Source organism: Stappia indica, from assembly GCF_001696535.1.
Lineage (GTDB): Bacteria > Pseudomonadota > Alphaproteobacteria > Rhizobiales > Stappiaceae > Stappia > Stappia indica.
On sequence record NZ_MBQE01000003.1, the window covers coordinates 501,625 to 515,876 of the forward strand.

Genomic DNA, 14,252 nt, shown 5'->3' on the forward strand with positions numbered 1-14,252 from the left:
AAAATTCGCGCTATGGTAGAGATTGGCAGATGAGGCGCTGCATGCTGACCGGCTGTTGCGGAACCTCGCCGGTAACCGGGTGCGGAAGGCTGCAATGGCGTATGGATCCCGTGGCATGAGCGGAAGCGGTTTCGACGGCCTTTTTCGGACGACCGAGCTTCCGGCGAACAAAAGCCGCGGGATGCCGACACGCGCGGTCGAGCTCGGCGAAGACTGGCCGATTTCCATCGACCGCGACGCCGTGCGAACCGCGATCATCGAGATGAACCGCGCCGGCGTGGTCGTATGCGACCGCGACTACCGGATCTGGGATGTCGACGGCGCGTTCCTCGACATGGAGAACCTGACGCGCGAGGAGGTCATCGGCCGGCATCTGGTCGAGATCGTCGGCGAACGGGTCTTTTCCTTGCGAAAGCCGCATATCGACAACGCCTTTGCCGGCCATGCTTGCCGCCTGCGGGTGCAGGGGGTGCGCGCACGCATGGCTGGGCGCCTGTTCGAGGTGTCGATCCAGCCGGTCGAGGCGCCCGGCGGCGACGTCGCCTGCGTCGTCGTGTCGGTCCGCGACGTCAGCCAGTTCGAGGCGATGACCGAGCGGCTGTCGCTGCACGAGGAAATCGTCCGCCAGACCACCGACCGGATCTCGGTGATCGGCACCGACTTCCGCTACAAGTTCACCAATGCCTCGAACGCGGCATTCTACGGCATGGAGCCGGAAGAGTTCCGGGGGCTGCATGTCACCGAGCTGATCGGTGCCGAGCGTTTCGACAGGCGCGCGCGGACCTATTTCCTGCGCTGCTTTTCGGGAACCTCCGTCGAATACGAGCACGATCTGGTCGACCCGTCCGGCGAAACGCGCTTCCTGCGGGTGCGCATGGACCCGTATCGCGATGCCGACGGCACCATTTCCGCGGCCATCGTGGTGATGCGCGACATCACCGAGGCCAGCCTGATGGAGAAGAAGCTGCGGCGGCAGGCGCGCGAGGACGCGCTGACCGGGCTCGCCAACCGGCACGTGCTGCAGGCGGACCTGGAAGACGTGATCGCCCGGGCGGTCGCCGCCGGCGAGCGGGCCGCGCTGCTGACCATAGACCTCGACGACTTCAAGATCGTCAACGACATTTCCGGCCATAGCGGCGGCGATGCGCTGCTGTGCCAGATCGCCGGCCTGCTGAAGAGCCGCGAGGCGGAGGGACGGGTGCGCTGCGCCCGGCTCGGCGGCGACGAGTTCGCCGTGGTGCTGAACGGCGCGGACGAGGCCGAGGCGCTGGCCTTCGGCAACCGCCTGGTCTCCGACCTTGCCACGATGCGGTTCGCCTGGGGCGGCATCACCCATGCGGTGACCGCCAGCGTCGGCATTGCCCTGATCGAGCCGCAGTCGGACGGCGGACTGCCGCTGACCGTGTTCCAGCTGCTCAACCGGGCCGATCGCGCCTGCCTCTACGGCAAGGAGATCGGCGGCGCGCGGGCGGTGGTCTTCCGCCCCGATGCGGAGGAAATGATCGCCCGGCAGATGGATGTGGGCAATGTCCAGATCATCTCGCACGCGGCCGAGACCGAGCGCTTCCAGCTCTACACCATGCCGATCCTGCCGGTGGACGGGCGCAGCCAGCCGATCCGCGAGGTGCTGCTGCGCGTGATCGGCGAGGACGGGCGCGTGCTGGCGCCGGCGGCGCTGATCGGCTCGGCCGAGCGGCACGGATTGATGCCGCGCATCGACCGCTGGGTGGTCTCGACCGTGCTGGCCAATGTCGACAAGGTGGAGGCGGGCACGCGGCTGTCCATCAACCTGTCCGGCCTGTCGGTCGGCGATCCTGAGTTCAAGGATTTTCTGCTCTGCGCGCTCGACCGGCACCCGGACGCGGCAACGCGCCTGTGCTTCGAGATCACCGAGACGGCAGCGGTCAGGAGCCTTGCCACCGCGCAGGCGCTGACCGGCGAGCTGCGCCGGCGCGGCTGCGGCGTCATTCTCGACGACTTCGGCTCGGGCCTGTCGTCCTTCGCCTATCTGCGCCACTTCCCCGTCGACGCGCTGAAGATCGACGGCGCGATCATCGGCGACGTGGTTCACGACGAGTTTCAGCAGACGGTGGTTGCCGGGCTGGTCGCCATCGCCGCCAAGCTCGGCGTCGGCGTCATCGCCGAATATGTCGAGACGGCGGAAATGCAGGCGGTGCTGCGCGACCTCGGGGTCACGCAGGTGCAGGGCTATCACGTCGGCAGGCCGACGCCTTGGGTTGGTTACGGCCTGCCGGGCTGAGCCGGGCAGGCCTGTCCGGCCGTCAGGTGGTGCGGTAGCGGGCCTGGGCGCCGCGCTCGATGGCGGCGACGGTCAGCTTGTCGAGGCCGAGCGCATCGCGCAGCAGCTGCAGCACCCGCAGCTCTTCCTGGGCAACGGCCACATCGGCGATGGCGATCTCCACACCCAGCGCATAGGCGGTGTCGCGATAGGCCGGCGGCACGCTGGCGGCGATCACCGCGAAGGTGTTCGACATGCCGTTCTCCGCCTGCAGGCGCTCGCCGCAATCCTGCGACACGGCAACGATGCGCTGCTGGTCGAAGCTGGAGAAGACCGGCAGCGTCTTGATGATCTCGCCGATGGAATGCAGCTCCTTGTCGGTCATGCTGCTGTCGGAGGCCGACACCATCACCATCACGTAGATCAGGGCTTCCTGGAGGCTGACGCGTTCGCTCATCGGATCTGCGGACCTTTCTTGACCTTCCGTTCGCGGTTGCGTTTTCCCCTAGCCGCCCGAGGCGGCGAGCGCAAGACGCCCATGGTCGCAAGGCCGCAAGCTGCGGCGATTTTTTGCAATGCGAAGGTTCCGTTCGGCCCGGAAACGCTCTAGTGTCGCGCGCCGGCCTGGCCGCGCGCCCGCGCGTCCCGCCGGCCGGTTTTGCGAATACCCCAATCCCGAAACACAAGACAAAGACAACGGTCCGCACATGACCACAGCTTCGCTGCCCGAACTCGATCTTTCCCCTGCCGTCGTCGAGGCCGCCCGGACCTCGAAGGCCTGGCCGTTCGAGGAGGCGCGCAAGCTGCTGAAACGCGTGCAGAAGGCGAAGATCGACCGCCCGGTGCTGTTCGAGACCGGCTACGGCCCCTCGGGCCTGCCGCATATCGGCACCTTCGGCGAGGTCGCCCGCACCACCATGGTGCGCACCGCCTTCCGCCTGCTCAGCGAGGACCGCATCCCGACCCGGCTGCTGTGCTTCTCCGACGACATGGACGGCATGCGCAAGATCCCGGAGAACGTGCCGGACCGCGCCGCGCTGGAGCCGTATCTGCACATGCCGCTGACGGCGGTGCCGAACCCGTTCGGCGGCGACCACGACAGCTTCGGCGCGCACAACAACGCCATGCTGCGCCGCTTCCTCGACCATTTCGGCTTCGAGTACGAGTTCGCCAGCGCGACCGACTACTACAAGTCCGGCCGCTTCGACGCGATCCTGCTGAAGGCCGCCGAGAAGTACCAGGACATCATGGACGTGATGTTGCCGACGCTCGGCGAGGAGCGGCAGGCGACCTACTCGCCCTTCCTGCCGATCTCGCCGATCTCGGGCCGCGTGCTCTACGTGCCGATGAAGGCGGTCGACGCCAAGGCGGGCACGATCACCTTCGAGGACGAGGACGGCACCGACGTGACGCTCCCCGTCACCGGCGGCAACGTCAAGCTGCAGTGGAAGCCGGACTTCGGCGCCCGCTGGGCGGCGCTCGATGTCGACTTCGAGATGTTCGGCAAGGACCACCTGACCAACCAGCCGATCTACGACCGGATCTGCGAGGTGCTGGGCGGCACGCCGCCGGAGCATTTCGTCTACGAGCTGTTCCTCGACGAGGTGGGTCAGAAGATCTCCAAGTCGAAGGGCAACGGCCTGACCATCGACGAGTGGCTGACCTACGCCTCGCCGGAGAGCCTGGCGCTCTACATGTTCACCAAGCCGAAGACCGCCAAGAAGCTGTATTTCGACGTTATCCCGAAGGCGGTCGACGAGTATTTCGCCTTCGCGGAGAAATACGCCTCGATGCCGGTCGAGCAGCAGCTGGCCAACCCGGCCTGGCACATCCATTCCGGCAACCCGCCGAAGGTGGAGGTGCCGGTCTCCTTCACCATGCTGCTCAACCTCGTCTCCGCCTCCAACGCGGAGAACAAGGACGTGCTGTGGGCGTTCATCTCGCGCCATGTGCCGGGCGTGACGCCGCAGAGCCATCCGAAGCTCGACGAGCTGGTCGGCTACGCGATCCGCTACTTCGAGGATTTCGTGAAGCCGGCCAAGGTGTTCCACGCGCCGGACGAGGTGGAGCTGGAAGCGCTGAAGGCGCTGGACGAAAAGCTCGCCAGCCTGCCGCAGGACGCGGACGGGTCGGCGATCCAGGATGCGGTGCTGGATGTCGCCCGGGCCATCGAGCGCTACCAGGACCCGAACAAGAAGAGCCCGGATGGCGGGCCGGGCGTCTCCGTCGCCTGGTTCTCGGCGCTGTACAAGCTGCTGCTCGGCCAGGAGAAGGGCCCGCGCTTCGGCTCCTTCGTGGCGCTCTACGGCATCCCGGAGACCCGCGCGCTGATCGCCAGGGCGATTTCCGGCGAGCTGGTCTCCGCCGGCTGACCTGAGGCATTCGGCCCTGCCGAATGCAGGACGGGCCGCCCCATGGGGCGGCCCGTTTGCGTTTGCCGGGAACGTGCGGGCGAGGATCAGGCCGCGCGCACGGTCTGCAGGAACTCGGCCATGCGCGAGCGCAGGATCTCCGACTGCTGCGCCAGCTCGCTGGCGGAGGAGAGCACCTGTGCCGAGGCGGAGCTCGCCTCCTGGGCGGCCTGGGTGACGCCGACGATGTTGGACGTCACCTCGTCCGCGCCCTGCGAGGCCTGCTGGACGTTGCGCGCAACCTCGGTGGTGGTGTTGCCCTGCTCGCCGACGGCGGAGAAGATCGCCGCCGAGATGTTCGACATGTCGTCGATGGTGCGGCCGATGCCCGAGATCGCCTCGCTCGCCTCGAGGGTCGAGCTCTGCATCGACTTGATCTGCGTGGAGATCTCGGCGGTCGCCTTGGCGGTCTGCTCGGCAAGCCCCTTGACCTCCTGCGCGACCACGGCGAAGCCCCGGCCGGCATCGCCCGCCCGCGCCGCCTCGATGGTGGCGTTGAGGGCAAGCAGGTTGGTCTTCTCGGCGATCTCGTCGATCAGGCTGATGATGGCGCCGATCTGGTCGGCATTGGTGCGCAGCTCGCCCATCCGGTCGGTGGTGCGCGTCGCCTCGCTGACGGCACGGCCGGCAACCTCGCGCGACTGCTCGGCCTGGCGACCGATCTCGCCGGCGGAGCTCGCCAGCTCCTCCACCGCTGCGGCGACGGTCTGCACGTTCATCGCCGCCTGCTCGGCTGCCGCGGCAACGGAGGCCGACTGCGAGCTGGTCTCTTCGGCGGAGGCGGTGAGCGTGCCGGCCGCAGCCTGCAGCTCGGTCGCCGCCGAGGAGACGATGTTGACGATCTCGCCGACCGCGTTCTCGAAGTCGTCGGCCATGCGGTTCATCTCGACGCGGCGCTTTTCGGCCAGCTCGCGATCCGCGACGATCTTCTCTTCCGCCTCCTGACGGGCCTCCTCGGCCAGCTTGACCTTGAAGGCCTCGACGGCCTGGGCGATCTCGCCGACCTCGTCCTTGCGATCGCGGCCCTCGATCTCGATGTCGAACTCGCCGCCGGCCAGGCGCTGTACCATGGCAACGAGGCGGCGCAGCGGATCGGCAATGCCGAACTTGGCGATGGCGAAGCCGACGCCGATGCCCAGCACGATGCCGCCGAAGGTGACGATCAGGAGCAGCCTGGAGCTCGCCTCGTACTGGGCCGTCGCCTCGTCCTTCAACGCGCCGACCCGGTCTTCCAGATCGCGGGAGATGTCGAGAAGGGTCTGGCGCAGGGCGTTGCCGCGCTGGGCGCTCTGCTGCACCTGCTCGCGCAGCTGGGCCGTGGCTTCGGTCATCTCGAAGCCCTCGACGCGCCGGGCGGCGGCAAGGGTCTGCTCGACGCCGCCGAGGAAGGTCTCCCACTCGCTCGCGACCCGCTCGGCACTGGCAAGGATGTCGCCGGTCGAGGCCTGGCGCACCCGGTCGAGACGGTCGGCGAAGCGGGCGCGCTCCGCATCGATCTGCGTCTGGATCTGCGCGACAGCTTCGGGGCGTGGATCGGTGCCGAGCTGGCTCTCTGCACGGCCGATGGCGACCACATTCGCGCCGAGCGAGGCAACGAGGCGGGCATTGGTCGCCTCGCGGTCCATGCGCTCGCTGGAGGCGTTCATCTCGTTCATGCCGGTAATGGCGATGTAGCTCAGCCCGCCGGCGATGGCGCCGAGAAAACCGATGACGACGAGAATTTTTGTGATGATCTTCATGTTTGCCAGAAATGGCATGGATCTTCTCCTGTCTATAAAGCCCGACAGGGCAATGGTTTGGGCCGACCGGCGCTGCCTTCCTTGGATAACCGCCTGAATATTTGCGTCTCGACCGAGTCGTTATCTTTCGAGATTCGGTAGTCTTGTTGTTGATCTTGCGCAAACTGGCGAAATTTTGACGTTTTTGCCTTTGTTGACCCTGAGTTTTCGAATGCGAATATGAATGTTAGGTTAATTGTATGAAGATTTGACCGAGCCGAATGGGCCGCTGTCTCCGTTTCGAGCTTCGCGATCACGGGAATGTGTGATCTTGCCAATATTGACGCTGGGTAATTGTGGAAAGTCCTGGGGAAATTCTGACAGGGTCGTGATCCAACGTACGCAGTCTATCGTAGGACGCGGCTTTGCTTCGCGTTGCTGGCGAGAAAACGAAAAAGGGCTGCCCGAGGGCAGCCCTTTTCAGGTTCCGTGTCCTGCCGGCACGGGCCGGCAGGAGGGGGAGGCGGCGCGAAGGCGCTCTGAGCAGCCTGTCTCAGGCCGCGCGCACGGTCTGGAGGAACTCCGACATGCGCGAGCGCAGGATCTCCGACTGCTGCGCCAGCTCGCTGGCGGAGGAGAGCACCTGCGCCGAGGCGGAGCTCGCCTCCTGCGCGGCCTGGGTGACGCCGACGATGTTGGACGTCACTTCGCCGGCTCCTTGCGAGGCCTGCTGCACGTTGCGTGCGACCTCGGTGGTGGTGTTGCCCTGCTCGCCGACGGCCGCGAAGATCGCCGCGGAGATGCTGGACATGTCCTCGATGGTGCGGCCGATGCCGGAGATCGCCTCGCTGGCATCCAGCGTCGAGCTCTGCATCGACTTGATCTGCTTGGAGATCTCGGCGGTCGCCTTGGCGGTCTGCTCGGCGAGCCCCTTGACCTCGTTGGCGACGACCGCAAAGCCCCGGCCTGCCTCGCCCGCACGCGCCGCTTCGATGGTGGCATTCAGCGCAAGTAGGTTGGTCTTCTCGGCGATCTCGTCGATCAGGCTGATGATGGCGCCGATCTGGTCGGCATTGGTGCGCAGCTCGTTCATGCGCGTCGTCGTGCGGGCGGCCTCGGTGACGGCGCGGCCGGCAACCTCGCGCGACTGCTCGGCCTGGCGGCCGATCTCCCCGGCGGAGCTCGCGAGCTCCTCCACCGCCGAGGCGACGGTCTGCACGTTCACCGCCGCCTGCTCGGCTGCCGCGGCGACGGAAGCCGACTGCGAGCTGGTCTCTTCGGCCGAGGAGGTCAGTGTGCCGGCCGCAGCCTGCAGCTCGGTCGCCGCCGAGGAGACGATGTTGACGATCTCGCCGACCGCATTCTCGAAGTCGTCGGCCATGCGGTTCATCTCCACGCGGCGCTGTTCGGCGGCCTTCAGGTCGCGCTGGACCTTCGCTTCGGCCTCGCGGCGGGCCTCTTCGGCCAGCTTGACCTTGAACGCCTCGACGGCCTGGGCGATCTCGCCGACCTCGTCCTTGCGATCGCGACCGGCAACCTCGATGTCGAACTGGCCGTCGGCGAGCTGGCGGACGCTGCCCATCAGCGCGCGGATCGGGTTGACGATGCCGAAGCGGGTGAGCAGGAAGCCGACGAAGACGCCGCCGATGATGCCGGCGATCGCCAGCGTGATCATGGTCGTCTCGCTCTGGCGATAGGCGGCGTTGGCCTCCTGCTTCAGCCGCTCGACCTCCTGGGTCAGCTTCGCGGACAGGTCCACGAAGGACTGGCGCACGGTCCGGCTGGCGGCGAGGGTGGCGTCCATCGAGTCGCTGAGGATGACCGACTGCTCGGCGGTGCGATTGCCTCCCATCGTCGTGACGAGATCGACGTCTTCATCGACTTCGGTCTGGAACGTGTCCCAGCGCGCCTGCATCTGGTCGAGGTCGGCGGTGATCCAGGCGGAGTCTCCGCTGCGGACATCGGCCATGCCCTTGGCGAAGCCCTCGCGCTCCCGGGCGATCCCCTCGCGCGCTTCTTTCAGGGTCTCGGGGCGCGGGTCGGCGGCCATCCGGTAATTCTCACGGCTGATCGCCATCAGATTGGCGCTCAGCTGGGCGATGAGGCGCGAGTTGGTGGCCTGCGAGGACATGCGCACGCTGGCGCTGTCCATCACGGTCATGGCGGAGATCGCCTGATAGGTGAGAACGCCGGCAATCGCGCTGAGGAGCGCGATGACCAGGAGGATCTTGTAGAGAATCCGGATGTTGGATAGCCGCAGCATGACGGGGCTCGCAGAGTTTGAGATCGTGGGGCAGGGGCGCGGCGGGCGGATGAGCTCGGCAATATTTCGAACGGTTTTATTTATCTTGTTTCGAATATTGCTGTTTTTCTGTTCTTGAAATCCGTGCGAGGCGCGCTGGTTCGTGCAAGTTGTCCGAGATGGTCTCGGTGATAACTTGATCGTACGCGCTGAGTTAAATTTCGATTAAATATGTCGCCAATACATGCGGCTGACGAGAGCTGCATTCGAAATCGAGTGTTCGTCGATAATTATATTAAATTTGTTTGGCGCTCGAATGATCTTGAAAGAGTTCGTATTGTCGTCTGTCGATGAAGTTCTTGCAAAATCGAACGCCCATCAGGTGCCGAAAAGGCGCGGGGAAAACAGTATAGTTGTCGGATTGTCTGCAGATTTTGTGGAAAGGATGCGGATGTCGGGTCCGCGTTTTTCCTGATGCGGCCGTGCCCTGCGATTTTTACTGGATGCGGCCTCGTGAAGGTGGCCTTGCCGCAACGTCCGTTCGGTTCTGCCCTTACGGCGCTGTTGTCCCCGGTTTTTCGGGGGAAGCCCTAAAAAAACAGCCGTGATGCGCCGGCGGCTGCGGGCGTCAGTCGAGGTTGCCCGGGTGCCACGGGGTCTCGGTGATCTCCACCGGCGGAAGATCCAGGGACAAGCCGCGAGCGGGGGCCATGTCCGTGCCGGGAGCGCCCGCCGTCGCGGAGGTGGCTTGTCCGTCGGTGGGCTCCGCGCCGCCGTCGCCTGCTGATGGCGTCTCGCCGTCCTGTCCCGCGTCGGTTGCCAGTGACGGGAAGGGGGAGAGCGGCGCCGGCCCATCGAGCTGCCAGATGCCGCGGCGTGCTTCGCGGGCGGCTTCCGCAGAGGCGAGAAGGTCCTCGCCCGCGCCTTCTCCGGGGCGGGCCCAGCCCTGCGCCACCATCCAGGCGGCGAGATCCGTGCCCTGCTTGCGGCACTGCGCCAGCACCACGCCGGCGGGGGTGTCCTGCATGCCGTCGCAGGTGATGGCGTGCCGGCGGACGAGGCCGCGCAGGGCCGTGCGCGCCCGCATGCCGCAGGGCCAGGTGCCGCCGAGACGTGAGGGACAGGTTTCCTCTGGTGTCGGTGCGTCGATGCCGGCAAGGCGGATGGTCAGCTGCTTGGTGCGGAAGCTGCCGGCATCGATGACCAGCGGCTGGTGGAAGGTGATTTCGGTCGGGATCTCGCGCTCGGGCAGCTTCGGCAGCTGCGCGGCGACGCGCTTCAGGGGGCCGGAGACGCGCGGCGGCGGCAGGATGTCGGACGGAGTGACGTTGCGGATGCTCGACGGGTTCGGCGCATCGGGAAGCTGCACAAGGGCAGGCGGCGGGGCGGGCTCGGCCGGAGCCGGGGCAGGAGCCGCGATCTGGGGCTGTGTCTGGATCTGGGGAGGTGTCTGGATCTGGGGAGGTGTCTGGGGTTGGGGCGGGACCTCGGCCTTCGTCTCGGGAGAGGCGGCAGGCTCCGATGCGCGGTCGAGGCTCGCCTGCGCGCCGTCCTCGCCCGAGCCGAGCGCCATGTCGCGCAGCATCCCGCCGCTGCCATAGTCGGCGGCGGCGGCAAGCGCGCCGGCGATCAGCACTGCGATGAGGAAGGTGCGTCCCATATCCGTTCCCGTTTGCCGCGCTTTCGTTTGCCGTTCTGGCGCGGCTGGTGGTTACTGGCTCGCCCAGATGATCCGGGCCATCCAGGCGATGTCCGCGGCGGCCAGCCGCTCCGGCACGGCCTGCGCGTCCAGCGGCGACAGCTCGATGCGGCCGCGCAGGCGCCGGGCGAAGATGCGCGCCCTCAGCTCGCCCGAGGCAAGGCGCAGCGCCACCCGGTCGCCGCGCTGGATCGCCCGCTTCGGCGAGATGACGATGATGTCGCCCTCCCGGTAGAAGGGCAGCATGTCCCCCCCGGTGACACGGATGGCGCAGTCTTCGCAAGGGATCTCTGCAAGGCTCGCCTGTGCGCCGCCGGTCTCGCGGCTGCCGGCAAGCACGGCCGGCAGGTCGCCGTCGTGGAAGAAGCCGCCGCCGGCCGCATGGGCGCCGTTGGCGGAACTGAGCTGCGGCAGCGGCAGGCGGTCGGCATCGTCAAGGCTGACGGACGCGGAGCCCGGTCCGTCGAGGAGCGCGACGAAGTCGGCAAGGTCGGAGCGGGTGGCGCCGAGGATCTTGGCGATCGATTCCATCGACGGCCAGCGCGGCCGTCCGTCCGCCGCCGTGCGCTTCGATGGATTGAAGGTGGTGGGGTCGAGCCCCGCCCGCCGGGCAAGGCCGGAGGGCGTCAGCCCGTTGCGCCGGGCAAGCAGGTCGATGGCCGACCAGACGGTCTCGTGCGAAAGCATGGTTTGGCTCCGCTGCCGCCTGCCAGGGAACGGCCCTGGCCGGGCGGCCTGTTGCTGCGGCCGCCGCCGGGACGGCCGGACGCCGGGGGCGGTCGAGGCCGCCCGTCCCGCGCTTCCTGTCCGGGTTATCCCCGTTACGGGTATATATTCCTAATGGCAGTCGAGTGCCAGTCTGGCCCGGCAAGCGGCTGCCCGCTTTCCTCGCCAATTGCCTGCCTCTTGGCCTTGTGCGGCCGGCCCTCAGCCTGTAATCCGGCGCGCAAGCCTTCTTCACGCACAGGGACGGGCCGCCTCATGACGTTGATCTACAAGATTTCTCCGGGCAAGGACTGGCAACAGGCCGAGGCACGGGGGCGGTTTTCCGGTGCGCCGGTGGACCTGGCCGACGGGTTCATCCATTTTTCCGCAGCCGACCAGGTGCGCGAGACCGCGGCGAAGCATTTCGCCGGGCAGGAGGGACTTGTCCTCGTCGCGATCGAGGCCGAGGCGCTGGGCGAAGAGCTGAAATGGGAGCCCTCGCGCGGCGGGGCGCTGTTCCCGCATCTGTACGGCGAGCTGGACATGTCGGCGGTGCGCTGGGTGCGCGACCTGCCGCTGGGAGCGGACGGCGCGCATCTCTTCCCGGAGGGGCTGTGATGTTTTCCTCGGCCGTCGACGCGCTCGCCCGCAAGGCGCTCTTCTCGCTGGATGCGGAGACCGCCCACGGGCTGACCGTCAAGGCGCTGGCGACCGGGCTGACGCCGGCCTGCAAGGTGCCGCAGGACGGACGGCTGGCGGTGACGCTTGCCGATCTCGCCTTCCCCAATCCGCTCGGCATGGCCGCCGGCTTCGACAAGAACGGCGAGGTGCCCGACGCGCTGCTGGCGCTCGGCTTCGGCTTCACCGAGGCCGGCACCGTGACGCCGCTGGCGCAGGAAGGAAATCCGCGCCCGCGCGTCTTTCGCCTGCCGGTCGACCGGGGCGTGATCAACCGGCTCGGCTTCAACAACGAGGGCCATGCGGCGCTGCGCGCGCGGCTCGTCGCGCGGCGCCATCGCGGCGGCATCGTCGGGGTGAATGTCGGGGCCAACAAGGACGCGGTCGACCGTATCGCCGACTATGTGGCCGGCATTGAGACCTTCGCCGATCTTGCCTCCTATTTCGCGGTGAACATCTCCTCGCCGAACACGCCGGGCCTGCGCGACCTGCAGGCGCGCGAGGCGCTGAAGGAGCTGCTCGGCCGGGTGATGGACGCGCGGGAGAAGATGGCCGGCGTCCACGGCCGCGCGGTGCCGGTGCTGCTGAAGATCGCGCCGGACATGGACGAGGCCGGGCTCGACGACATCGCCGCCGAGGTGCTGGCCGCCGGCATCGACGGGCTGATCGTCTCCAACACGACGCTGGCGCGAAATGGTCTCACCGACCGCAAGGGCGCGGCCGAGGCCGGCGGATTGTCGGGGCGGCCGCTGTTTCGCCGCGCGACCATCGCGCTTGCCCGCATGCGCCTGCGCGTCGGACCGCGCCTGCCCATCGTCGGCGTCGGCGGCATCGACAGCGGCGAGGCGGCCTGGACCAAGATCACGGCCGGTGCCAGCCTGCTGCAGCTCTATACGGGCCTCGTCTACGAGGGGCCCGGGCTGGTCGGCCGCATCCTGACGCATCTGTCCGCCTGCCTCGACCGGCATGGCCTTGCCGACCTTGGCGAGGCGAGCGGCCGCAATGCGGAAGCCTGGGCCAAGGCCGACCCGGACGGACAAGGGAACGTCTGAGGCGCCCTCAATAGGCGCTGGCGACGTCCCCGAGCTCCACGTAGACGGACTTCACCTGGCTGTAGTGCTCGATGGCGGCATGGCCGTTCTCGCGGCCGATGCCGGACTTCTTGTAGCCGCCGAAGGGCATTTCGATCGGCGTCAGGTTGTAGGTGTTGATCCAGCAGGTACCCGCATGCAGCGCGCCGATCACCCGGTGGGCGCGGGCGATGTCGCGGGTGAAGACGCCGGCGGCAAGGCCGAACTCGGTCGCATTGGCGCGCGCCACCGCTTCCTCCTCGCTCTCGAAGTCGAGCACGCACATGACGGGGCCGAAGATCTCCTCGCGCGCGATGGTCATGTGGTCGACGACATCGGCAAAGACCGTCGGCTCGACGAAAAGCCCGTCCGGGAAGGCCTGCACGGTGGCGCGGTTGCCGCCGCAGACAAGCCGCGCGCCCTCGCGCCGTCCCGCCTCGATGTAGCCGAGCACCTTGTCGAGCTGGGCTTGCGAGACCAGCGGGCCGGTGTCGACGCTCTCGTCCATCGGGTCGCCGAGCCTTGCGCGGGCGGTGCGCTCGGTCAGCCTCTCGAGGAAAGCCTCCTTTAGCCCCCTCTGCACGAAGACGCGGGTGCCGTTCGAGCAGATCTGGCCGGAGGAGTAGAAATTGGCGTTGATCGCCGCCGACACCGCATTGTCGAGATGGGCGTCGTCGAAGACGATCAGCGGCGACTTGCCGCCGAGCTCCAGCGTCACATGCTTGAGCGTGCGGGCGGCGATCTCGGCGACCCGGGTGCCGGTCGGCACCGAGCCGGTCAGCGAGACCTTGGCGACATCCGGATGCTCGACCAGGTGCGCGCCGGTCTCGCCATAGCCCTGCACCACGTTGAAGACGCCGTCCGGCAGGCCGGCTTCCTTGAAGATTTCGGCCAGCTTGAGCGCGCTGAGCGGGGTCAGCTCCGAGGGCTTGAACACCACTGCATTGCCGCAGGCGAGCGCGGGTGCCGCCTTCCAGCAGGCGATCTGGATGGGGTAGTTCCAGGCGCCGATGGCGCCGACGACGCCGAGCGGCTCGCGCCGCGTATAGGCGAAGGAGCCGCCGAGATCGATGTGCTCACCGGTGAGGGTTGCAGCAAGGCCGCCGTAATATTCCAGGCAATCGGCGCCGGAGGCCGCGTCCGCCACCAGCGTTTCCTGCAGCGGCTTGCCGGTGTCCAGCGTCTCCAGCTCGGAGAGCTCCCGGTTGCGCTCGCGCAGCAGGTCCGCCGCCCGCCGCAGCACCCGCCCGCGCTCGGCCGCCGGCGTCGCCGCCCAGACGCGGAAGCCGGAGCGCGCCGCGGCAACGGCGGCGTTGACCGTCTCGGAGCCGGCGGCGCAGAGCCGGGCGATCACCTCGCCGGTCGCCGGATAGCGGTTCTCGATCGGCCGCCCGTGCGGGTCTTCCTGGTAGCTGCCGTTGATGAAATGCGAAGCGGGGGGCTGGGCACGCATGAACTCTCTCCTGGCGGACACGGACCGGAATTTTACG

At 67.6% G+C, this 14,252-nt stretch carries 10 protein-coding genes; 4 read left to right on the top strand and 6 right to left on the bottom strand.

Annotated features, from left to right (window positions below):
* The first annotated feature begins 181 nt into the window (after positions 1–181).
* On the top strand, positions 182–2,260 hold the full coding sequence (locus BBX35_RS13615) for a putative bifunctional diguanylate cyclase/phosphodiesterase (protein WP_171901452.1): 2,079 nt from the start codon (positions 182–184) through the stop codon (positions 2,258–2,260).
* 22 nt (positions 2,261–2,282) lie between these two features.
* Here the strand turns inward: BBX35_RS13615 and BBX35_RS13620 are convergent, their stop codons facing one another.
* Complete coding sequence (locus BBX35_RS13620) at positions 2,283–2,696, bottom strand: tellurite resistance TerB family protein (RefSeq protein WP_067221013.1); 414 nt, start codon at positions 2,694–2,696, stop codon at positions 2,283–2,285.
* A 250-nt stretch (positions 2,697–2,946) separates the two neighbouring features.
* Here BBX35_RS13620 and BBX35_RS13625 point away from each other — a divergent pair, with 250 nt between their 5' ends.
* Entirely contained in the window at positions 2,947–4,611 is a 1,665-nt protein-coding gene (locus BBX35_RS13625) for a lysine--tRNA ligase (RefSeq protein ID WP_067221016.1), read from the top strand.
* 86 nt (positions 4,612–4,697) lie between these two features.
* Here the strand turns inward: BBX35_RS13625 and BBX35_RS13630 are convergent, their stop codons facing one another.
* From BBX35_RS13630 to BBX35_RS13645, 4 genes are all read right to left on the bottom strand, one after another.
* Positions 4,698–6,407: a methyl-accepting chemotaxis protein gene (locus tag BBX35_RS13630; RefSeq protein ID WP_067221020.1), complete on the bottom strand. Its 1,710-nt coding sequence runs from the start codon at positions 6,405–6,407 to the stop codon at positions 4,698–4,700.
* Between the two features lie 514 nt (positions 6,408–6,921).
* Positions 6,922–8,631, bottom strand: coding sequence for a methyl-accepting chemotaxis protein (locus BBX35_RS13635; RefSeq protein ID WP_067221023.1), 1,710 nt, complete (start codon positions 8,629–8,631; stop codon positions 6,922–6,924).
* A gap of 607 nt (positions 8,632–9,238) precedes the next feature.
* Positions 9,239–10,270: a thermonuclease family protein gene (locus BBX35_RS13640; protein WP_067221027.1), complete on the bottom strand. Its 1,032-nt coding sequence runs from the start codon at positions 10,268–10,270 to the stop codon at positions 9,239–9,241.
* Between the two features lie 51 nt (positions 10,271–10,321).
* Positions 10,322–10,996 (bottom strand): S24 family peptidase, encoded by a 675-nt coding sequence (locus tag BBX35_RS13645; RefSeq protein ID WP_067221030.1) that lies wholly within the window; start codon positions 10,994–10,996, stop codon positions 10,322–10,324.
* Between the two features lie 294 nt (positions 10,997–11,290).
* Between BBX35_RS13645 and BBX35_RS13650 the strand changes: the two genes are divergently transcribed.
* Positions 11,291–11,632, top strand: a complete 342-nt coding sequence (locus tag BBX35_RS13650; protein ID WP_067221033.1) for a DUF952 domain-containing protein — start codon at positions 11,291–11,293, stop codon at positions 11,630–11,632.
* Complete coding sequence (locus tag BBX35_RS13655; RefSeq protein WP_067221036.1) at positions 11,632–12,744, top strand: quinone-dependent dihydroorotate dehydrogenase; 1,113 nt, start codon at positions 11,632–11,634, stop codon at positions 12,742–12,744. The genes BBX35_RS13650 and BBX35_RS13655 overlap by 1 nt, the downstream gene beginning before the upstream one ends.
* A 7-nt stretch (positions 12,745–12,751) precedes the next feature.
* Here BBX35_RS13655 and betB read toward each other — a convergent pair whose 3' ends face one another.
* Complete coding sequence (betB, locus tag BBX35_RS13660; RefSeq protein WP_067221038.1) at positions 12,752–14,215, bottom strand: betaine-aldehyde dehydrogenase; 1,464 nt, start codon at positions 14,213–14,215, stop codon at positions 12,752–12,754.
* Positions 14,216–14,252 lie beyond the last annotated feature (37 nt).